Source organism: Limnobacter alexandrii (assembly GCF_005871185.1).
GTDB lineage: Bacteria > Pseudomonadota > Gammaproteobacteria > Burkholderiales > Burkholderiaceae_B > Limnobacter > Limnobacter alexandrii.
Genome location: NZ_SWKN01000007.1, coordinates 287960 through 310730 on the forward strand (window position 1 = coordinate 287960; position 22771 = coordinate 310730).

17 protein-coding genes are annotated in these 22771 nt (G+C 53.0%); 2 read left to right on the forward strand and 15 right to left on the reverse strand.

What is annotated here, in order from left to right; all coding sequences use genetic code 11:
- Positions 1–7: 7 nt before the first annotated feature.
- From bktB to FCS97_RS08735, 8 genes are all read right to left on the reverse strand, one after another.
- A complete protein-coding gene (gene bktB, locus FCS97_RS08695; protein WP_138518056.1) occupies positions 8–1189 on the reverse strand; it encodes a beta-ketothiolase BktB in 1182 nt (393 codons plus the stop codon).
- Positions 1190–1235: 46 nt separating this feature from the next.
- Positions 1236–2597, reverse strand: coding sequence for a 30S ribosomal protein S12 methylthiotransferase RimO (gene rimO / locus FCS97_RS08700; protein WP_138518057.1), 1362 nt, complete (start codon positions 2595–2597; stop codon positions 1236–1238).
- 9 nt (positions 2598–2606) lie between these two features.
- Positions 2607–3206 carry a polyhydroxyalkanoate synthesis repressor PhaR gene (phaR, locus tag FCS97_RS08705; protein WP_171035236.1) on the reverse strand — a complete coding sequence of 200 codons (600 nt, stop codon included), beginning with the start codon at positions 3204–3206 and terminating at the stop codon, positions 2607–2609.
- 206 nt (positions 3207–3412) lie between these two features.
- Positions 3413–4156: an acetoacetyl-CoA reductase gene (gene phbB / locus FCS97_RS08710; RefSeq protein ID WP_008248461.1), complete on the reverse strand. Its 744-nt coding sequence runs from the start codon at positions 4154–4156 to the stop codon at positions 3413–3415.
- 45 nt (positions 4157–4201) lie between these two features.
- Positions 4202–5380 (reverse strand): acetyl-CoA C-acetyltransferase, encoded by a 1179-nt coding sequence (locus FCS97_RS08715; RefSeq protein WP_138518059.1) that lies wholly within the window; start codon positions 5378–5380, stop codon positions 4202–4204.
- Positions 5381–5400: 20 nt separating this feature from the next.
- On the reverse strand, positions 5401–7239 hold the full coding sequence (locus FCS97_RS08720) for a PHA/PHB synthase family protein (protein WP_246066194.1): 1839 nt from the start codon (positions 7237–7239) through the stop codon (positions 5401–5403).
- Between the two features lie 328 nt (positions 7240–7567).
- Positions 7568–8413: a peptidoglycan editing factor PgeF gene (gene pgeF, locus FCS97_RS08730; RefSeq protein ID WP_212746462.1), complete on the reverse strand. Its 846-nt coding sequence runs from the start codon at positions 8411–8413 to the stop codon at positions 7568–7570.
- On the reverse strand, positions 8382–9548 hold the full coding sequence (locus FCS97_RS08735; RefSeq protein ID WP_138518061.1) for an RluA family pseudouridine synthase: 1167 nt from the start codon (positions 9546–9548) through the stop codon (positions 8382–8384). The genes pgeF and FCS97_RS08735 overlap by 32 nt, the downstream gene beginning before the upstream one ends.
- 115 nt (positions 9549–9663) lie before the next feature.
- On the opposite strand from FCS97_RS08735, the gene FCS97_RS08740 reads away from it, so the two are divergent.
- Positions 9664–10512: an outer membrane protein assembly factor BamD gene (locus FCS97_RS08740; RefSeq protein ID WP_138518062.1), complete on the forward strand. Its 849-nt coding sequence runs from the start codon at positions 9664–9666 to the stop codon at positions 10510–10512.
- A 63-nt stretch (positions 10513–10575) separates the two neighbouring features.
- Here the strand turns inward: FCS97_RS08740 and yoaA are convergent, their stop codons facing one another.
- The 3 genes from yoaA to FCS97_RS08755 form a co-directional block, all read right to left on the reverse strand.
- Positions 10576–12540 carry a DNA repair helicase YoaA gene (yoaA, locus tag FCS97_RS08745; RefSeq protein ID WP_138518063.1) on the reverse strand — a complete coding sequence of 655 codons (1965 nt, stop codon included), beginning with the start codon at positions 12538–12540 and terminating at the stop codon, positions 10576–10578.
- Between the two features lie 30 nt (positions 12541–12570).
- Positions 12571–12786 carry a YdcH family protein gene (locus tag FCS97_RS08750; protein WP_008248474.1) on the reverse strand — a complete coding sequence of 72 codons (216 nt, stop codon included), beginning with the start codon at positions 12784–12786 and terminating at the stop codon, positions 12571–12573.
- A gap of 99 nt (positions 12787–12885) precedes the next feature.
- On the reverse strand, positions 12886–13284 hold the full coding sequence (locus tag FCS97_RS08755; protein WP_138518064.1) for a hypothetical protein: 399 nt from the start codon (positions 13282–13284) through the stop codon (positions 12886–12888).
- A 12-nt stretch (positions 13285–13296) separates the two neighbouring features.
- Between FCS97_RS08755 and FCS97_RS08760 the strand changes: the two genes are divergently transcribed.
- Positions 13297–15660, forward strand: coding sequence for a Tex family protein (locus FCS97_RS08760; RefSeq protein WP_138518065.1), 2364 nt, complete (start codon positions 13297–13299; stop codon positions 15658–15660).
- A 6-nt stretch (positions 15661–15666) separates the two neighbouring features.
- Here the strand turns inward: FCS97_RS08760 and zapE are convergent, their stop codons facing one another.
- The 4 genes from zapE to FCS97_RS08780 form a co-directional block, all read right to left on the reverse strand.
- On the reverse strand, positions 15667–16758 hold the full coding sequence (zapE, locus tag FCS97_RS08765; protein ID WP_138518066.1) for a cell division protein ZapE: 1092 nt from the start codon (positions 16756–16758) through the stop codon (positions 15667–15669).
- An 84-nt stretch (positions 16759–16842) separates the two neighbouring features.
- On the reverse strand, positions 16843–18279 hold the full coding sequence (lpdA, locus tag FCS97_RS08770) for a dihydrolipoyl dehydrogenase (protein WP_138518067.1): 1437 nt from the start codon (positions 18277–18279) through the stop codon (positions 16843–16845).
- Positions 18280–18290: 11 nt separating this feature from the next.
- On the reverse strand, positions 18291–19577 hold the full coding sequence (odhB, locus tag FCS97_RS08775) for a 2-oxoglutarate dehydrogenase complex dihydrolipoyllysine-residue succinyltransferase (RefSeq protein WP_138518068.1): 1287 nt from the start codon (positions 19575–19577) through the stop codon (positions 18291–18293).
- Between the two features lie 68 nt (positions 19578–19645).
- The gene (locus FCS97_RS08780; protein ID WP_138518069.1) at positions 19646–22504 is read right to left on the reverse strand and encodes a 2-oxoglutarate dehydrogenase E1 component; all 2859 of its coding nucleotides are present in this window, start codon (positions 22502–22504) and stop codon (positions 19646–19648) included.
- Between the last annotated feature and the right edge of the window lie 267 nt (positions 22505–22771).

Here is a 22771-nt window from a genome sequence, read left to right on the forward strand (position 1 = left end):
TGACCAATTACATCCGCTCAAAAATCGCAGCAATACCCTGACCACCACCAATACACATGGTCACCAGTGCGTAACGACCTTGAATGCGCTGCAATTCATACAAAGCCTTCACGGTAATGATTGCGCCGGTTGCGCCAATGGGGTGACCAATTGAAATGCCTGAACCATTGGGGTTCACCTTGGCTGGGTCCATGCCCAATTCTTTGGTGACGGCACAAGCCTGTGCTGCAAACGCCTCGTTGGCTTCAACCACATCCATGTCTTCAATTTTCAAGCCTGCTTTTGCCAAGGCTTTTTTGGTTGCGGACACAGGGCCAATGCCCATGATGGTTGGCTCAACACCCGTGTTGGCATACGCCACCAAACGGGCCATGGGCTTCTTGCCAGCTTTCTCGGCTGCACCACGTTCCATCAACAGCACAGCACCAGCGCCATCGTTCAAACCCGAAGCATTGCCTGCGGTCACTGTGCCGTCTTTCTGAAACACGGTTTTCAGTTTGGCCATTCCTTCTACAGTGGCGTCACCGCGCACGTGTTCGTCGGTGTCAAACATCACCGGACCTTTGCGGGTTTTCACTTCAATCGGCAAAATTTGCTCTTTGAAATACCCGTTGGCAATCGCATTGGCCGCACGCTTGTGGCTTTCAACTGCCAAAGCGTCTTGGTCTTCGCGGCTTACGTTGAATTCTTTGGCCACGTTCTCAGCGGTTACGCCCATGTGAATCACATGGAAGGGGTCGTGCAAAGCACCCACCATCATGTCGATGCCCTTCATGTCGCCCATGCGTGCGCCCCAGCGGGCGGCGGGCAAAATGTAGGGGGCTTTGCTCATGCTTTCAGCACCGCCACCAATGGCCACATCCGCGTCGCCCAACATAATGCTTTGCGCCGCAGTGACAATGGCTTGCAGGCCAGAACCGCACAGGCGGTTCAAAGTAAGCGCAGGCGTTGTTTTGTCCAAACCGCCTTCAATCGCTGCCACGCGAGACAAGTACATGTCGCGCGGCTCAGAATTCACCACATGGCCAAACACAACATGACCCACTTGGTCGGCGCTTACACCCGCGCGTGCAACCACTTCTTTCACAACCATGGCGCCCAACTGCGTTGGGGAAAAATCTTTCAAACTTCCACCAAAGTCGCCCACTGCGGTGCGTACACCGGCTACCACTACCACTTCACGTGTCATTTTCCATCTCCTATTTTTTATTAAACGATTCAGCTAAATGATTCTGTTATGCAATTCGACCCCAAAGGTCGTGTTCATCACAGTCATCGATCAGCACATTGATAAAGTCGCCCGGCTTGGGCTGCTGGGTCGGGTTCTCAGGCATGGGTACAAACACATTGCCATCAATTTCAGGGGCATCGGCTTTGCTGCGCGCCACAATGCCCTCTTCGTCGGTTTCGTCGACCAACACTTGCATCACTTTGCCCAACTTGGCTTCGTTCCGGCTCAGTGAAATCTTTTCCTGCACTTCCATCAAACGTGCCCGGCGCTCTTCTTTCACCTCTTCCGGCACTGGATTGTCCAAGGCATTCGCCACAGCACCCTCCACAGGTGAATAGGCAAATACACCCACGCGGTCCAGTTGCGCTTCCTCAATAAAATCAAGCAGGTGCTTGAACTCATCTTCAGTTTCACCCGGAAAACCAGTAATGAAGGTACTGCGCAAGGTAATGTCTGGGCAGGTGTCACGCCAGGCACGAATACGTTCAATGTTTCGTTCCCCGCTGGCTGGGCGCTTCATGCGCTTTAATACATCGGGGTGTGAATGCTGAAATGGAATATCCAGATACGGCAAAATTTTGCCTTCAGCCATGAGTGGCACCACGCGGTCCACATGGGGGTACGGATACACGTAATGCATGCGCACCCAAATGCCCAGTTCGCCGAGTTCTTCGGCCAACTGCTGAAACTGTGTTTTCACAGGGCGACCATTCACAAAGTCGGTGCGGTATTTCAAATCCACGCCGTAAGCGGAGGTGTCCTGGCTCACCACCAGCAATTCCTTCACGCCCGATTTTTTCAGGCTCTCGGCTTCACGAATTACCTCGCCGATTGGACGAGAAACCAGATCGCCTCGCATGCTTGGAATAATGCAGAAGGTACAACGGTGATTGCACCCTTCCGAGATTTTCAAATAGGCGTAGTGCTTGGGGGTTAACTTCACGCCGTGGTCAGGCACCAAATCAATAAAGGGATCGTGCGGTTTTGGCAGGTGTATGTGTACCGCCTGCATCACCTCTTCAGTCGCATGCGGACCGGTAACAGCCAACACCTTGGGGTGCAGCTTGGTAATCATTTCCTTGCCTTCATTGCCATTCTTGGCACCCAGGCAACCGGTCACAATCACCTTGCCGTTGGCATGCATGGCCTCGCCAATGGCATCCAGGCTTTCCTGCACAGCGCTGTCAATAAAACCGCAGGTGTTCACAACGATCAGGTCTGCGCCCTCATAGGACGCAGATACCTTGTACCCCTCTACTTTCAGTTGGGTCAGAATTCGCTCGGAATCCACGAGGGCCTTTGGGCAACCCAAAGAAACAAAGCCCACACTCGGTGGGCGCTTGGCAGAAAAGGTGTCGTCTTGCATATTCAGGTTTTATTTTTTCGTAGGATCCGGCTTGGGTTTCGCAGCACCTGGCATTCCAGGCATGCCGGGAAACTCGCCCGGGTTTGGAAATCCAAAATTTGTGAACATGCTGCGGGTCTGGTTTTGAAACTGATCCTGCATTTGCACAAACATGTTTTTGCTTTGTTCAATGTAGTTGCTCATCATGCTTTGAATAACCGGCGTTTGAACACTCATGAACTGAGACCACAATTCGGGGTTGGCAAACTGGCTACCATCGGCCACATTCTTGCCCTGATCCTGAAAGCTGTTCTGAATGTCCATGAACGCTTGCAGGTTCTTCTCAAGGAATGTGCCCATAATGCCCTGCATCGCATTGCCGTAAAACCGAATGATTTGCGACAGCATGGGAGAAGTGAAAATTGGCACACCCGCTGTTTCTTCTTCCAGAATGATCTGGAGCAAAATGCTACGGGTTAAATCTTCGCCGCTTTTCGCATCCACGACTTGAAAGCCTTCGTTTTCCAGCACCAATAGCTTTACATCGCCCAAGGTGATGTAACTGCTGGTTTGAGTGTCGTACAAGCGTCGGTTCGGATACTTCTTGATCAGTCGTGTTGCTTCAGCCATGCCTCTCATCTCTTTCTTGTGGTGTTATACGCCGCCGCACCTGCGTGGGTGAACGGTCTGAATGCCAGTGCCACAGTGTTACAGGTTGCCAAACAACCCAGCACAAACAAGCACTTACAAAAAACAAAGCACTGCACGCTTTTTCAACGTGCAGTGCAACATCATACCGCCTTTTTGGCACTTGGTTGCCGAAAATGCACCAAGGATTAACCCATGTGCAAGCCACCATTCAGCGAAAAGTCGGCGCCTGTTGAAAAACCGGAGTCCTCGGAGGCCAACCACGCACAAATGGATGCGATTTCCTCAGGCGTACCCAAACGCTTCACCGGAATGGTGTTCACAATCTTTTCCAACACATCGGGGCGAATGGCGCGAACCATGTCTGTACCAATGTAGCCCGGGGAAACAGTGTTCACGGTCACGCCCTTGGAGGCCACTTCTTGTGCCAGCGCCATGGTAAAGCCACGCAAACCAGCCTTGGCTGTGGAATAGTTGGTTTGACCGAACTGTCCCTTCTGGCCATTCACCGACGAAATATTGATGATGCGGCCAAAACCCTGCTCAACCATGCCACCGATTACCTGCTTGGTCACATTGAACAGCGAGTTCAAGTTGGTGTCGATCACGGCAGACCAATCATCGCGGCTCATTTTTACGAAAGTACCATCGCGGGTAATGCCGGCGTTGTTCACCAAAATGGAAACCGTGCCGTGCTCGGCGCGCACCTTCTCGAAAGCAGTCACGGTGCTGTCCCAATCAGCCACATTGCCTTCACTGGCATACACCTCGTAACCCGCGCTGCGCATTTCGCCCAACCATTTTTCCTTGCGCGGTGAATTGGGGCCACAACCCGCGATCACGCGGTAGCCCTGTTCGCACAACTTTTTGCAAATGGCCGTTCCAATGCCGCCCATACCACCTGTCACATACGCTACTTTTGGTTCACTCATGATTCACATCCTTTTCTGTTTTATTGATTTAAATTTAGTCGACTACTATCGGGAAACGGCCAAAGCCACACCCATGCCACCGCCGATACACAAAGAGGCCAAACCTTTCTTGGCATCGCGCTTGTTCATTTCATGAATCAAGCTAACCAGGACCCTGCAACCTGACGCACCAATGGGGTGGCCCAGGGCAATCGCACCGCCGTTCACGTTGATCTTCGATGTATCCCAGCCCATTTCCTTGTTCACTGCACAGGCCTGTGCAGCAAACGCCTCATTGATCTCCATCAGGTCAAGTTCGGCAGCAGTCCAGCCTGCTTTTTCCAGACATTTTTTGGAAGCAGGAACAGGCCCCATACCCATGATTGTGGGGTCCAGGCCAGCACTGGCATAAGCCTGAATTTTTGCCAACACCGGCAAACCAAGTTCTTTTGCTTTTGCTGCGCTCATCAACATCACGGCGGCGGCGCCGTCGTTCAAACCCGAGGCATTCGCGGCAGTCACGCTGCCCTCTTTCTTGAATGCGGGTTTCAAGGCAGTCATGTTGTCCAGTGTTGCGCCCAAGCGAGGAAACTCATCGGTATCGAACACCAAGGGGTCGCCTTTGCGCTGCGGAATGCTCAGCGGGAAAATTTCGTCCTTGAACTTGCCAGCCTTAATCGCAGCCTCTGCTTTGTTCTGGCTTTTCACTGCAAATTCATCCTGCTCTGCGCGGTTGATGCCGTACTTCTCAGCCACGTTCTCGGCGGTAATACCCATGTGGTACTGGTTGTACACATCCCATAAGCCATCCACAATCATGCTATCGACCAGCTTGGCATCACCCATGCGGAAGCCATCGCGGCTGCCCATCATCACATGGGGCGCTGCACTCATGTTTTCCTGGCCACCAGCAATCACAATTTCCGCATCGCCACAGGCGATTGCTTGTGCACCCAGCATCACCGCTTTCAAACCTGAACCACACACCTTGTTGATGGTCAGGGCAGGTACACCCACTGGCAAACCAGCCTTGATCACTGCCTGACGCGCCGGGTTCTGGCCCGAACCTGCTGTCAGCACCTGGCCCAAAATCACTTCAGAAATTTGCTCACCTTTCACGCCGGTTTTTTCAAGCAAACCTTTAATTACATGTGCACCCAATTCCGGTGCAGAAATTTTGGCAAGTGATCCACCAAACTTGCCCAGTGCGGTTCGGCCCGCGGCCACAATTACCACTTCAGTCATGTCAACTCTCCTTACAGGTTTTATACGGCTCGCTGTTTGACGTATCGTCCAGGTGCGGGCTCGATCGGTTTGTATTTGGTATTGCCTGGCTTGGCAGGCGCTTTCACTTCGCCGCCTTTCATGGGTTCAAGCCACTGTGCCCAATCATTCCACCAGCTACCCTGTACTTCCTTGGCTTGTCCGAACCACTGTTCGGGTGTTTCTGGAATATCGCCTTCACACACCCAGTAATTGCGCTTGTTTTTATTGGCTGGGTTAATAACACCTGCAATGTGCCCACTTGCACCCAACACGAAACGGGAATCACCACTGACCAAATGACTAGTTTGAAACGCACTGGTCCACGGCACAATGTGGTCTTCACGAGTTGCCAAAATATAAACAGGACAATCAATCAAGCCCAAATCTACCGGCATGCCACACACCACAGCTTTTCCGGGTTGGCACACCTTGTTTTCCAGGTAGGTGTTGCGCAGGTACCAGGCAAACATGGGGCCAGGCAAATTGGTGCTGTCACTGTTCCAGTACAACAAATCGAACACAGGCGGCTTTTCACCTTTCAGGTAGTTGTTCACCACGTAGTTCCAGATCAAGTCATTGGGGCGCAAAGAGGAAAACGCGCTCGACAAATCTTTGCCCGGCATCACGCCACCCTTGCCAATACTTTCTTCACGGGCTTTCACCTGCTCTTCATCCACGAACACACCCAGCGCACCTGTGTCAGTGAAATCGAGCAAAGTGGTCAGAAACGTGACACTGTTCACACTGTCATCGCCACGATTGGCCAAGGTTGACAGTGCTGTTGCCAGAAGCGTGCCACCCACACAGAACCCGAGCACGTTCAGCTTGGGCTGCTTGGAAATGGTCTTGACCACCTCGATTGCTTTGATTACTCCATCCTCAACATAGCCATCCCAAGTGAAATGACCATCGGCTTCAGTGGGGTTTTTCCAGGACACCAAAAACAGCGTGTGCCCCTGCTCCACCACAAAATTCACCAGTGAATTGCTGGGCTGCAAATCAAGAATGTAGTACTTGTTGATACACGGTGGCACAAACAGCATGGGCTGCTTGCCCACTTTTTCAGTGCTTGGCTTGTACTGCAGCAGCTGGAAGTATTCACATTCGAACACCACATCGCCCGGCGTGGTGGCCACATTGACACCCACCTCGAAAGCACTTTCATCGGTTTGGGAGATTCGACCTTTCTGCATGTCTGCCATCAGGTTCTGAATGGCCTGGGTCAGGCTTTCGCCTTTGGTTTCCAGCAGTTTTTTCTGTGCTTCAGGATTGGTTACAAAAAAATTGGATGGGCTAAGCGCATCCACAAACTGCTCAACTGCGTACTCGACCTTGCGCTTTTCTGGGCTGCTGTCGGGCACCAACTCGACAATGCGTTTGGTGAAGCGTGCATTCAGCGAATACATTGCCGCTGTGAACTCATATACACCATGATCATGCCAATCGGGCGAAGCGAAGCGCTTGTCACCCTGAATCCAGGTGTCCAGCGACACCGGTTGTGTCGGTTTGGACTCGGGATTGGGCAAATTGGAAAAGGCCGAAGCCAGCAAGGCTGACAACTCCGCAGCGTACTCGGTCTGAATTTGCCCCAGGGAATGAACCGGGATTTGGGTTAGTGCTGCCTGGCATGCACCCATGATCGAGTTCATGAAAGGCTGAATGGCGCCCATGGTGGCATTTTGAAGAGGCGCTGCCGCCTGCAATCCGGGCAATGAGCCGAACTGCCCGAAGGCCCCCATGGCCTGTTGAAATTGGGCCTGCATTTGCTGCTGCATTTGTTCTGCGACAGGCAATAGCTGACCAAAGACCTCATTGAAGTCTGGTATTTGTTTGTTCACCTTCCTCTCCTTTGTGGGGCAATGTGCTCCCTTAGGCTCGACGGCCTTTTATATATTGTGCACCGCAACATTTTGACTTGTCAAATAATTGTATGCCTCTGACCCTTACTGTTTGCTGATCCGGCAGATTTCATGCACCATCTCCAGTGTATTCGCATCACCCTTGAGTTCACAAAGATGTACATCGTAATAATTGGCTGGATGTATGTGGTCACCTTGATGGCAGCCACAGAAACAAACCTTGTGGCTGGAATTGTCACATTTCTGTTTTATGGGGCGCTGCCCTGTGCCGTGCTGGCGTATCTGATGGGAACCAAGTCGAGACGACTCAAGCGTCGTGCTCAGGAAGAAGCCGAATTAGCGTCGCAAAACGCCCAGATGGAGACCCCTGCTGCTGCCCCCGCCGATGAGAAAACCAACGCGAATCCGTAAGCGTATCCTGCCCGCCCCCTTCTATATTGCCGTCACCTAATTCGCTCAATGCAAGGCGGGCCAGGGCGTATATGTCGGCCAGGTATTTGCTTTGCCCATCGTGCAATGAATTGACAAGCTTGAAACATATCGCTGCTGACGCATTTTGCTGAACGAAGGCCTGAAATACCTCTGCCCCAACCTCAAACGACTCAGGGCCGATGGCAGGTCCCATCCAGGCTTTGATTTGGGTTGACGGCACCATGCAAGCCTGGCTGAGGGACTTCACACTCGCTTGCAACACGCCAGCATGCAAGCCACGCCAGCCCGCGTGGGCTGCGGCAACACCCAATGGTTTGCCGTCACGGCTCAACGCCACGAAAACAACGGGCAAACAATCTGCTGTCATAACGGCCAGCGCTACATCGCTGCTGACGCTGATCGAAGCGTCAGCCTGCGGTGGTGCAGTCTTGGATGAATCTGCATCACTTGCATGCTTCGCATCAAACACATGACAACCGTGCACCTGATTCAACCAAACAACCGGGGCACCCATTTCATGTTGAACAACGCCGCGCCTGTTAACAACATCGTCTGGCCGGTCACCGACATGCGTACCCAAATTGAAACCATAAGGACCCGTGTCAAAGGCAGGGTCATCGAATCCAGTTCGCGTTACACACACCTTCACCCCCGGCCAATTCGGACTGATGTCAGCCAGTGGCAGGTATTTATTCGATTTCTTCGAGATCATCATCGTCATCAAAACGCACCAGCACCGAAGCTTTGTGTTGGTGAGCTTCCTCCAACACAGCCTCTTCAACCTCGTCACTGTGAAAGTCTATGCCTGCCATTTCACCCAGCAAGCGCAAATCTTCTGGTGCTTTGGCCACATACTCGGGCCACTCATGATTGCCCAGGCTTTCGTCCCAATCCTCGGCAGCCTCATCAGCGCCCTGCACGTGAAAATAGGCAGGATCGGGAAAGCTAAGGTGTGTCGCATGCAAGGCCTGCCGCTCGAATTTTTCGCCATTGGGCAGTTCAATCGAGGAAAGCCGCAAGGCGGAATGACTGCCAGCGCCTTTAATTTTATAAACCGGGTCGGCCACCAAGGCAAAGCCGGCATGTTGGGCATGCACTCGAATTTGATGGGTACGCCCAGTTTCAAGGCGGCACACCATCAACGTGACTGGCACCTCCAGCAATTCGCCAAAAGCCACCGGCGTGAAATGGGTTACAGCGGGCTTGCCATGGTCAACAACCGCCATACGCAAGCGATTGCGTGGGTCGCGGCCCAAGGGGTTATTCACAGTCAAGGGGTTGGCAATTCGGCCCCACACCATGGCCAAATAAACCCGTTTTACGATGCGAGCCTGTAACATTTGAACCAGCTTCACCTGGGTTTCCTGCGTTCGGGCTACTACCATCAAACCGGTGGTGTCAGCATCCAAGCGGTGAACAATACCGGCGCGAGGCACATGAATCAGGTCTGGGTCCAAGTGGTACAGGCCATTCATCAAAGTGCCTGTCCAGTGCCCAGGTGCCGGGTGAACCACCAGGCCTGCCTGCTTGTTGACCACGGTGTATTCCTTGGTGCGGGCCACAATGTCCAAATTCATGTCCTCGGGTATCAAGGCCTGCATGTGGGCCAACACCCCAGGGCTTAGCTCTATGCGGTCCATGCCCTGCACTTTCTGGTTGCCTTTGGCCGCAGCCACACCATTGACCAGCACCCGCTCCTCTTTCAACCAGCCCTGCAAGCGAGAACGGGAATACTGCGGGAACAACTCGGCAATCACTTTGTCCAAGCGGGAACCTCCCAATGCCATGGGTACCCTGGCTTGCAAAGGTTGATCAGGTTGTGCGTTTTCCGCGTCGGCTTGAATTTGGGACGTCATAAATTAAAATCGAATCTTTCAATTGAGTATGCCGCCGGTGGGCGGCACGGGCTTTGCCCGATATAATGGAAAACCATTGATGATCAAACAGGGACACTTCGGGTTTCGAAATCACATGAACAAAACCACACTGGCCCCGCGCACCTCTTGGCTGCGCACATTATCGCAGTTATTCCTGATCCCCGCGTTGATTTTCGCGCTGGCCGCCTGCGGCTCGGCAAAACAATTCGATGAAACCGAGGGCTGGAGCCCTGCCCGCCTTTACGAAGAAGCCAAAGCAGAAATTGATGTGGGCAACTACGAACGCGGTATCGAACTGCTGGAAAAGCTTGAAGCACGCTACCCTTACGGTCGTTTTGCCCAACAGGCGCAAATTGATACGGCATTTGCTTATTACAAAGCTGGAGACAATGCGCAGGCATTGGCTGCCACTGACCGTTTCATCAAGCTATACCCCAACCACCAGAATCTAGATTACGTGTATTACCTGCGCGGCTTGATCAGCTTCAACGAGGACAAAGGCATTTTTGCGCTGCTGTCGGGTGAAGATCAAAGTGCCCGCGACCCCAAGGGGACACGTGCTGCGTTTGATGCATTCAAGGAAGTGGTTAGCCGTTTTCCTGACAGCAAGTACTACGACGACAGTAAATCGCGCCTTCAATATCTGGTGAATGCACTTGCGCAAAACGAGCTACATGTGGCCCGCTACTACTACAAACGTGGCGCCTACCTGGCCGCCGTTAACCGCGCGCAAGAAGTGGTGCGTCGATTTGAACAAACGCCTTCTATTGAAGAAGCGCTGTTCATCAGCCTGCGCTGCTACCAGAAACTGAACATGACTTCCCTGGCTGCGGACACCGAACGCGTGATCAACCTCAACTTTAAAGACAGCCCTTATTGGAATATGGATCTTCCCGAAAAGGAAAAAGTTGAAGCCAAGTGGTGGCAGGTTTGGAAAGACTGATGCCTGATACGTCAAGCGGCACAACAAAAAAGGATCCTTCACGGATCCTTTTTTATTTCATACTTATTTCGTACGCTTGTCTCGCATAAACTCAATCGCCACCCTCAACTCTCGCGTGCGCCTGAACGGCGGCAAACTTCGCCACAGCAATTTGCCATAGCCTTTTTCAACCAAGCGGCGATCACCAATCAGCAACACACCCCAATCCGATTCGTCGCGAATCAGGCGGCCAGCACCCTGTTTCAAGGCAATGGCTGCGTCGGGCAAGGACAAGTCCTGGAACGCATTGCCACCGCGGTTTTTAATCAATTCACTTTTGGCTTGAAACACCGGATCATCGGGTGGAGCAAACGGCAACTTGTCAATAATGACCAAGCGCAGCCCTTCGCCTCGAATATCCACACCTTCCCAGAAACTGGCTGCACCCACCAAAACCGGGTTATTCAACACCCTGAACTGATCAAGCAACTCGGCCCTGGAGGCTTCACCTTGAACCAACAGGCTCCAATCCAGTTCGTCTTTCTCAATTCGTTCACGCAGGTACTCTCCAACCTGCTTCACGGCGCGATGGCTGGTGCACAGAAAAAATACACCGCCCTCACTGGCCTGTAACAGCGGCCACACCGCATCACACAATTTTTTACTGAATTGGGGCTCGTTGGGAAAGGGCAAATTGTCGGGCACGCACAGCAGCGCTTGCGATTCATAATCGAAGGGGCTGGGCAACAGCAACTGCTGGCAATCATCCAGCCCCACTTGCAAAGTGAAATGCTGCAAGCTTTCTTTAATACTTAAGGTGGCGCTGGTGAACACCCAAGTCTTGGCTTGTTCTGCATACAGCTTGGCAAATGCATTCGACACATCCAGCGGCGAATCACAAAACTGCACGACATTGGTTGACACACTGACCCAGCGCACCGACTGCTCATCGGATTGCGCTGTTGCTGGCGAAAACCAGTCTTGCCAGCGCAGGCACAGTTCACTGGCACGGCTCATCAGCTTCACCCAAGACTCATTGCGCACCGACAGGGGGCTGATCATTTCAATCAATCCCTCCAAGCGACTTTCAAAGTCGGTGCACACAGCCGCAACACCGTTCAAAGCCAAAAACTGGGCATGCGTGAAGCGCGCTGAATCAATTTCGGTGCCAACAATGCGCCGAATTTCCTTCAACGCCAGTTCCATGGGGCGAAGCACAGCATCCCAATCACCAGCATCTGCACTGGAAGTGCGCCCTTCAATGAGCACGTCCCGCAAAAACTCCTGACATTGGGCGGTGGATATGGCTTGCCCAAGCAGGCTTGTTGCGATGTCTGGCAACTGATGCGCTTCATCAAACACAATCACATCGCAGGCCGGAAGCAGCTCTGCAATTCCCTCTTCCTTCAGCGCCAGGTCTGCCAAAAACAAATGGTGATTCACAACCACCACTTCCGCATCCAGCGCATCGCGGCGCGCTTTGTTCACAAAGCATTCAGAGGCATTGGGGCACTCGCCGCCCAAGCAATTGTCTTTGTTGGAGGTTACCCAGCTCCAAACGGCTGAGTCCTCGGGTACACCTGCACAATCGGCCCGGTCACCGGTGTGGGTGCGGCCAGCAAATAGTTTTACCTTTTGTAAATGATCCACTTCGCGGGGCGATGGCAACCGTGCTTCTTTCAAAGCCCGCTCAAGGTGGAAATGACATACGTAATTCTGGCGGCCCTTCAACAATGCGACATTGACCGGTACACCCAAGGCTTCGCGCACCAACGGCAGGTCTTTGTTGAACAGTTGGTCCTGCAAAGTTTTGGTGGCGGTGGACAACAACACCCGTCGCCCGGACAACAAGGCTGGCACCACATAAGCGAAGGTTTTGCCGGTGCCTGTACCCGCCTCCACAACCAACGCACCTTGGGTTTCAATGGCTTGCCCCACAGCCTGTGCCATTTCAATTTGCGATTCACGTGCGCTGAACCCGGGCAGTCGGCGGGCCAAAGCACCACCAGGGGCAAAAGCCTCGTTCAAGGGTTCAGAGAAATCAAACATGCAGGATATGGGCGCGTATGGACGTGATGGTTAGGCGGGAATATCGGGTTCAAGCTGAATTTGCAACAGCGTAATTGAGTCTTTGATTTGCAATTTGCGCTTTTTCAGCCTTCGAACCTGCAACTGATCAAAACCCGCCTGTGCCGTCAGCATGGCGATAATTTGATCAAGATCCCGGTGCTCGACTTGCAGTTCTACAATTCGTCGCTTGATCGATTCGATGTCTTCAGTGTGGACCATGGGCATTCAGGTTGAACCGGCTCGGTGGTAACACCATTGTAGCCGCAAGTGAACAAAGGCTGGTATCAATCTACCCGAAGTGGATCACCCATTCTGCGGCCAATTTTAGTTCGGCGTTCTGGAACGACGATTTGCATATTCATCCAGGCGAATCATGTCCTCAGCCTTGCCTTGAACTTCAAGGTGCGCCCGGCGAATTTGTGCGCCTTGCAGACGCACATCATCCAAACAGCTGGAAACAAAAAACTTGTTGTAACAGGCGCGTGATTGCTCATTCAACTCGTACTCAAGGTACTCAAGTTGTTTTTCTCGCTCGGCCACATAGGCACGTGCTTGCTCAAGCGTGTTGGGTGCCTGTGGTTTGCTGGCCTGCAACTGAACCGTACTACAGGCAGCCAGTACCAGGGCCGAGGCAGGCAAAATGCGGGTGAGCAGGCCTTGCATCCTGACACCGGAGGACTTCACAAGCTGTGGCACAATGCCCTGCTTACTTTGAAAACTCATAGATCAGAATCCATGTCGCTTGTTCAAAATCGAATTATCGCCCAGTTGGCTCAAGAATTGGGTGCCGCACAATCACAAATCAAGGCAGCAGTCGATTTGTTGGACGAAGGTGCAACTGTGCCTTTCATCGCCCGTTACCGAAAAGAGGCCACGGGTGGGCTAGACGATGCAGTGCTTCGTGATCTTCAAGAACGGTTGGTGTATCTGCGTGAACTGGAAGATCGACGCAGCAGTATTCTGGAATCCATTGAAAGCCAGGGCAAATTAACGCCCGAACTGAAAGCAGCCATCGAAAAGGCCGAAAACAAGCAGACGCTGGAAGACCTGTATCTGCCCTACAAGCCCAAGCGCCGCACACGCGCCCAAATTGCCCGTGAAGCTGGCCTGCAGCCACTGGCCGATGCGATTCTTGAAAACAGGCAGGCCGTACCCGAAGAATTGGCAACGGTCTATTTGAATGCAGAACATCAGATCAATGACACCAAAGCTGCACTGGACGGTGCCCGCGATATTTTGGCGGAACAATTTTCAGAGAACGCAGCCTTATTGGCACTTTTAAGAAACCGCTTAAAAGCCGAGGGCGCGATTCGCGCTGCCGTGGTGCCTGAAAAAGCCAGCGAGGCAATCAAGTTTCAAGATTATTTTGAGCATCAGGAACCCTTGAGCAGCACGGCTTCGCACCGCATGCTTGCCATGCTGCGCGGCCGTGAACAGGGATTTTTGACACTGAAAGTGGACCTGCCCGAAGTGTGGGAAGCCGAAAGCCCACGCGCGCCCCACCCTTTTGAATCTGAAATTGCACGCCTGCACGGCATTGAGCGAGACGACAGCCCACGCGGCAAGTTCTTGAGCGAAACATGCCGCTGGACCTGGAAGATCAAACTGGCCAGCACCCTTGAAAGTGAAGTGATCGGCACGCTACGTGACGCAGCGCAAGCCGAAGCCATTACCGTGTTTGGTAAAAACCTGAAAGACCTGTTGTTGTCAGCACCAGCCGGTGGTAAGGCCACCATGGGCCTGGACCCGGGTATTCGCACGGGTGTGAAGGTGGCAGTGATTGACAGTACAGGCCAGGTGGTTGAACACGCCACAATCTACCCGCATGAACCCCGCCGACAATGGAATGAATCCATCGCCCTGCTGGCTGCGCTGTGCCAAAAACACAATGTTGAATTGATTGCCATTGGCAACGGCACCGCCAGCCGGGAAACCGATCAGCTCGCTGCCGACTTGCTCGCGCAACACAAAGACCTGAAAGCCACTCGCGTGATGGTGAGTGAAGCCGGCGCCTCGGTTTACTCTGCCTCGGCCTTGGCATCGGCTGAACTGCCTGATCTGGATGTCAGCATTCGCGGCGCGGTGTCGATTGCGCGTCGCTTGCAAGACCCCCTGGCTGAATTGGTCAAAATCGATCCTAAATCAATCGGTGTAGGCCAATACCAGCACGATGTGGATCAGCGCCAGCTGAGCGGTCGTCTTGATGCAGTGGTTGAAGATTGCGTCAACGCTGTGGGTGTAGAAGTGAACACTGCTTCTGAGCAATTGCTGTCGCGCGTGTCGGGTTTGAATGCATCGGTGGCGAAGGCGCTGGTTTCATTCCGAAATACAAATGGCAAATTCAAAAGCCGCGAAGACCTTCGTAAAGTACCGCGCTTGGGTGACAAAACATTTGAGCAGGCAGCGGGCTTTCTGCGCATTCATGGTGCGGAAAATCCGCTGGATGCATCCTCTGTACACCCCGAGGCTTATATTGTTGTCGAGAAAATGGCAGCCAAGGTTAAAAAGCCTGTGGGTAGCCTGGTGGGCAGTCGTGAAGTGCTCAAGGAATTAAAACCTTCGGAGTTTGTGGATGAGCGATTTGGCCTGCCCACTGTTCAAGACATCTTGGTAGAACTTGAAAAACCAGGCCGTGACCCACGCCCCAGCTTCAAGACTGCGAAATTTGATGACAAAGTGCACACCATGGCTGATTTGAAGCCTGGCATGACGCTGGAGGGTGTCGTCACCAATGTGGCCAATTTCGGCGCATTTGTTGACATTGGCGTGCATCAAGATGGCCTGGTGCATGTTTCTGCTTTATCCAACACCTTTGTGAAAGACCCGCACACCGTGGTGAAAACAGGGCAGATTGTGAAAGTGAAAGTGCTAGAAGTGGACATTCCCCGCAAGCGCATTTCATTGACCATGAAGATGGGCGATGAAGTGCCGAAAGCAATGCCCGGGCAAACTGCCGGGCGGCAGATTCAAGCCAACCGCGCAGGCGATTCAAGAGGAGATCGACGCGGAGGTGGCACTGCTTCCAGTTCGCAACAGGGTGCGGGGTTTGCCAACAATGCATTTGCTGCCGCCTTTGCAAAAGCGAAAGGAAACAAATAAGAAAAATTAAAGTCGCACCGCGTTTCGCTTCGGCGAATCCAAATACTCTTTGGATTGCATTTCGACAATGCGGCTCACCGTGCGGAAGAACTCATGCGCCATTGCACCTTCGGTGTACAGTTCTTCCGGTTCCACAGCAGCCGACATAATCAGCTTCACTTTGTGGTCGTACAACACATCGATCAACCAAGTGAAGCGACGCGCCTCGGAGGCCATGCCCGCACCCATTTTGGGCACACCACTGAGAATCACGGTTTGAAACTGGCTGGCAATTTCCAGGTAATCGTTTTGCGAGCGCGGGCCACCGCACAGGGTGGGAAAATCAAACCACACCACTGAACCCGCACGTCGTACCGCCTTGATGACGCGTGATTCAATTTGTAGCTCTGCTGGCTCATCGGCTACTTCGGCCAAGCGCTTGAAGTCTTCGGTCAACTGCCTGTCTGCGACGTCATCAAGCGGCATCAGGTAGGTATTCAATTGCGCCAACGTGCGGCGGCGGTAATCCACGCCCACATCGACATTAATCACGTCAAGTTGCTTATTGAGCAAAGCAATGGCGGGCAGCAAACGATCGCGGTGTAAGCCGTCTGGGTATAGGTCATCGGGCTTGTAGTTGGACGTCATCAGGAAAGTCACGCCGTTGGCGAACAAGCCATCCAGCAGGCGATACAGAATCATGGCATCGGCAATGTCCGATACGTGAAACTCGTCAAAACAAATCAAACGGTAACGCTTGGCAATGCGAGCAGCCACCTCGTCCAGCGGGTCCTGAACCCCTTTCAGATCATCGAGTTCGGCATGCACACCGCGCATGAACTCATGAAAATGCAAACGCACCTTTCGCTGTACGGTAACAGAGTTGTAAAAGCAATCCATCAAAAAACTTTTACCGCGGCCTACCCCACCCCACAGGTACAAGCCCTTGGGAACAGCTGGGCGATTCAAGAATTTTTTAATAACACTGCTGCGGGCTTTTTTGTATTCAACAAACTCATCGTAAAAAAGCTGCATGCGGTCTACCGCCTTTTGCTGTGCAGCATCCGACTGGTAACCACGTTCGGCCAAAGTTTGTTTGTAGTATTCCTGAACGTTCACGATGATGAATTTGAATCAATAGAATTAAAAAAACGGCCGATGAAGCAATTCACCAGCCGTTTCGGATCGACACTGAGCTAAATATTAACCGTTCAGTTGACGCTTGTCGCAAGCCAAAGCCGCTTCCTTGACCACTTCAGACAAACTGGGGTGCGCATGGCAAATGCGACCGATGTCTTCAGAAGAAGCCTTGAACTCCATGGCCATGACCGCTTCCGCAATCAAGTCAGAGGCATGGCTATTGATGATATGCACACCAAGAACTTCATCGGTGGTGGCATCGGCCAACACTTTCACAAAGCCTTGAGAATCACCCTGCCCCAGCGCACGGCCATTGGCCATGAACGGGAACTGACCTGCCTTGTACTTGCGGCCTTCCTGTTTCAACTGTTGCTCGGTTTTACCCACCCAAGCCACTTCAGGTGAGGTGTAAATAACCCATGGAATGGTGTCGTAGTTGCAATGGCCAGCCTGCCCAGCCATGATTTCTGCAACCATCACGCCTTCTTCTTCAGCCTTGTGCGCCAACATGGCACCCCGAATCACATCGCCAATCGCGTAAATACCAGCCACCAAGGTTTGGCAGTGGGCATCCACATCAATCTGGCCACGGTCATTGGTTTTCAGGCCAACGGCTTCCAGGTTCAAGCCATCGGTGTTGGGTACGCGGCCCACAGACACGATCAGTTTGTCGCAATCCAGCTTTTGGGCTGCCCCATCGGCATCGGTGTAAGCCACTGAAACGCCTTTCTTGCTGGCCTTCACTTCACCAATTTTCACGCCCATGTTCATCTTCAAACCTTGCTTGGTGAAGATCTTCTGCATTTCCTTGGCCACACCTTCATCGGCTGCAGCCAGGAAATTGGGCATGGCTTCGAGCACGGTTACTTCCGCACCCAAACGGCGCCACACAGAGCCCAGCTCAAGACCAATCACGCCCGCACCAATCACGCCCAACTTCTTGGGCACAGCGCCAAATTTCAGGGCACCCTCGTTGTCGCAAACGATTTCATTGTCTACAGCAATCCCGGGCAAATGGCGGGCCTTGGAACCTGTCGCGACGATGACCTGTTTGGCAGTCACTTTTTCTTCACCGGCCGCACTTTTCACGGTCAACTCGAAACCACCATCGACCTTGCCGGAAAAACTGGCCCAGCCCTTGATGGGCGTGACCTTGTTTTTCTTGAACAGGTATTGAATACCGCCGGTCATTTTCGCAACGATCTCATCTTTGCGCTTGACCATTTTGGCCACGTCCATTTTCGCACCAGTCACCGTGATTCCGTGATCTTCAGCATGATGCTGGATCTTCTCGAATTCCTCGGAAGAGGCCAACAAAGCCTTCGATGGAATGCAACCCACATTCAGGCAAGTTCCGCCCAAGCGTGGTTCACCCTTGGGATCATCGTATGCATTGCCTTCAATACAGGCCACTTTCATACCCAGCTGACCCGCGCGGATCGCGGCGATGTAACCGCCGGGGCCCGCACCAATCACTACTACGTCGTATTGTGTACTCATGAGAATTCCCCTTACAGTTCCAGCAGCAAGCGTGCTGGGTCTTCCAGGGCTTCCTTCATTGCGACCAAACCAAGCACCGCTTCACGACCATCAATAATTCGGTGGTCATAGCTCATGGCCAGGTAGTTCATTGGGCGAATCACGATTTCACCGTTCTCGACCACTGCACGCTCTTTCGTGGCGTGAATACCCAAAATTGCCGACTGGGGTGGATTGATAATCGGGGTGGACAGCATGGAACCAAACACACCACCGTTGGAAATCGAGAATGTACCGCCTGTGAGGTCGTCCAGGCTTAGTTTGCCGTCTTTGGCTTTCTGGCCGAATTCGGCAATCTTCATCTCAATGTCGGCAATGCTCATTTGATCGGCGTTGCGAATAATCGGCACCACCAAACCACGTGGGGAACCCACGGCAATACCGATGTCGAAGTAGCCGTGGTACACAATGTCGTTGCCATCGACAGAGGCATTGAGCACTGGGTACTTTTTCAATGCAGCCACTGCTGCTTTCACGAAGAAGCCCATGAAGCCCAGCTTGGCACCATGTTCTTTTTCGAACTTGTCCTTGTACTTGTTGCGCAAGTCCATCACCGGCTTCATGTTCACTTCGTTGAACGTGGTCAGAATGGCGTTGGTTTGCTGAGACTGTACCAGGCGCTCTGCAACGCGTGCGCGCAAACGGCTCATGGGCACGCGCTGCTCTGGGCGGCCTTCAATCAAGGTTGAAGGATCAAGCGGCGCTTTAACTTCGGGCAACAGGCTGACTGGTTTGGCAGCAGCCGGTGCAGCTGCTGGTTTGGCGGCGGGAGCAGGCGCTGCTGCAGGTGCATTCAAGGTGCCAATTACATCGCCCTTGGTGATGCGACCATCTTTTCCGGAGCCTGCAACTTGGTCTGCACTCAGCTTGTTCTCCGCCATCATTTTGGCGGCTGCTGGCATGGCGACAGACCCATCAACGCTGGCCGAAGGAGCTGGAGCGGATGCTGGGGCTGCTGGTGCTGAAGCCGCCGCGGGTGCAGGCGTTGCGGCAGCAGGTGCGCTTGCTGAAGCACTTGCTTCCGTGTCAATTTTCGCCAAAACCTGGCCTGCGACAACGGTTGCACCGTCTTCGCAGAGAATTTCAACAATAACACCGCCAGAAGGCGCAGGCACTTCAAGCACAACCTTGTCGGTTTCAACATCGATCAGGTTTTCGTCACGCTTAACCGCGTCACCAGGTTTTTTGTACCAATTCAACAGCGTTGCTTCGGCGACAGATTCGGACAGTTGTGGTACGACCACTTCTACGATTGCCATGGAATATTTTCCTTTTGAATTCTTTGTTCAAGTGCGGGCGACCACCATGGCCAGCCCGCGTCCTGTAGTTACTTGGTGATCACGAAACCCTTGAGCTTGCCAAAAGCAGCATCGATCAGCGCTTTCTGCTGTTCGTTGTGCTTGGCGTAATAGCCCACGGCTGGAGAAGCTGACGCCGGACGGCCCGCATAACCCAGACGCTGTCCTTCCGACAGGTTTTCAAGCACGTTGTGCTGGATCTGGAACCAGGGTCCCTGGTTTTGCGGTTCATCCTGACACCACACCACATCGGTCACATTGGGGTATTTGCGCAGTTCTGCGCTCAATGACTTGTGCGGGAATGGGTACAGCTGCTCGATACGTGCAATCGCAACATCTTTGATGTTGCGCTCACGACGAGCCGCGATAAGGTCGTAATACACGCGACCGGAACAAAGGACCACTCGCTTGACCTTGCTGGCTTCCAGTTCGCCCTGGTCACCAATCACTGTCTGGAAGTGGCCTTTTGACAGGTCTTGCAGGGAAGATGTGGCTTCCTTGTGACGCAACAAAGACTTCGGCGTCATGATGATCAATGGCTTGCGGAACAAGCGGATCATCTGGCGACGCAACAGGTGGAAAATTTGCGCTGGCGTGGTCGGCTGACACACCTGCATGTTGTTCTCGGCACAGAGCTGCAAATAACGCTCAATTCGTGCAGAGGAGTGCTCAGGGCCCTGACCTTCATAACCGTGAGGCAACATCATGACCAGGCCAGAGGCACGACCCCACTTGACTTCACCTGAAGAAATAAACTGGTCGATCACCACCTGGGCACCGTTGGCGAAGTCGCCAAACTGGGCTTCCCAAATAACCAAAGTGTTGGGTTCGGCAGTGGAGTAGCCGTATTCAAAACCAAGCACAGCTTCTTCTGACAATACAGAGTCGATCACCGTGAAGGGTGCCTGGCTTTCTGAAATATTTTCCAGAGGCACATAGGTACCCTCGCTCCACTTTTCACGACCCTGATGATGCAAAACGGCGTGGCGGTGAGTGAAGGTGCCGCGACCACAATCCTGACCAGTCATGCGAACAGCATAACCAGAGGAAACCAGAGAAGCGTAAGCCAGGTGCTCACCCATGCCCCAATCCAGCAAGGTTTCACCTTGACCCATGGCAGCACGATCAGCGATCACTTTTTGCACCAAGGGGTGAACCTTGAAGTTTTCAGGCACTGTTGTAATACGTTCGGACAGACGCTTGATTTCAGAGATAGGCACCGATGTGTCAGCCGCATCGGTCCACTTCTTGTTCAAGTAAGGTGACCAATCCACCGCAAACTTGCTCTTGTAGTTGGTCAGCACGGGATCGGCGCGGTTGTGCTTGCCCTCGTCCATCGCAGCGCGGAAGTCAGCAACAAGTTTTTCTGCGCCATCTGCACTAAGAATACCCTGCATTACCAAGCGCTCAGCGTACAGTGCACGCGTGCCGGGATGCTGGCCAATTTTCTTGTACATCAAAGGCTGAGTAACGGCCGGGGTGTCTTGTTCGTTGTGGCCCAGCTTGCGGAAACAGACAATGTCGATCACCACGTCTTGCTGGAATTCCATGCGGAAATCGAGCGCCAACTGGGTTACGAAAATCACTGCTTCGGGATCGTCGCCATTGACGTGGAATACCGGCGCCTCAATCATTTTGACCACGTCTGAACAGTACAGCGTGGAACGACTGTCGCGAGGATCGGAGGTGGTGAAACCGATTTGGTTGTTGATCACGATGTGAACCGTACCGCCTGTGCCGTAGCCACGCGTGTGCACCAGGTTCAGTGTTTCCATGACAACACCCTGACCGGCAAAAGCTGCATCACCGTGCACCAGCACTGGCAACACCTGCTTGCCTTCCTTGTCACCACGACGTTCTTGACGAGCCTTCACCGACCCTTCAACCACGGGGTTGACGATTTCAAGGTGAGACGGGTTAAACGCCAAAGACAAGTGCATGGGGCCACCGGGGGTGGTGACATCGGATGAAAAGCCTTGGTGATACTTCACATCACCCGCGGGCAAATCATCGGCATGCTTGCCTTCAAATTCTTCAAACAACTGGCTTGGGCTTTTGCCCAAAATGTTGACCAATACGTTCAAACGGCCACGGTGAGCCATGCCAATAATGGTTTCTTGCACACCGTTGGCACCACCACGCTGAATCACCTGGTCAAGCGAAGCAATGAAAGACTCACCGCCTTCAAGTGAAAAACGCTTCTGACCCACATACCGTGTATGCAAATAGCGCTCGAGGCCTTCAGCAGCGGTCAGGCGCTCGAGAATGTGTAACTTTTCCTCAGTCGACAGTTGAGCGGTACCCAGGCTGGTTTCCATGCGTTCTTGCAACCAGCGCTTTTGGGCGGGGTCGCTGATGTGCATGTATTCAATACCGATGGAACGGCAGTAGGTGTCGCGCAAAGCCTTCACGATGTCGCGAAGGGTCATTTGATCTTGACCAAAGTAGGTGTTGGTCGCGGAGAACGTGATGTCCATGTCCGCTTCGGTCAAACCGTAGAAGGCTGGATCAAGCTCCGGAATGTTCGGGCGTTCCTGGCGCTTTAGCGGATCCAGGTCTGCAAATCGTGAACCCAGGAAGCGATAAGCCGCCACAATGGACTGCACGTGCACCTGTTTCTTGGCCACTTCCAGGTCGGCAGAATGTATCTGCGGCTGCAGGAAGCCTTTTTTGGCACGTTGGGCAAAAGATTGAACCACCGGCGCATGGGCCACGTCTTTCTCGTTCACGTCACCGTGAGCGGAAGGCACCATTTGCATTTGGTCAAAGTAGGCGCGCCATTTGTCTGGCACAGATCCTGGGTTGTCCAGGTAGGCCTCGTACATTTCTTCGACATAGGGCGCATTGCCCCCGAACAAATACGAGTTTTGTTGTAATGATCGCATCATTTGCGCTTCACCTTTTTCCGAGTTTCTCGTTTCAAAGATGTGGGGTTCGGACTCGACCTTGGCTATTGCCATCGGACCGAATCCCTACACACGTGGGTTAAACCGCACTCCCCGTCTGGTTTGTGGAGCCCCTGCCCCTAACCAGATAGCAAAAAACAGCCAAATAGACTGTTTTAAGAGTTAAGCCCAAAGGATAGCAGATTAGAGAAAGCGCACTAAAGCGTTGCCTGAGATGAATGTGAAAAATGTGGTGAAAATGAAAAAAGC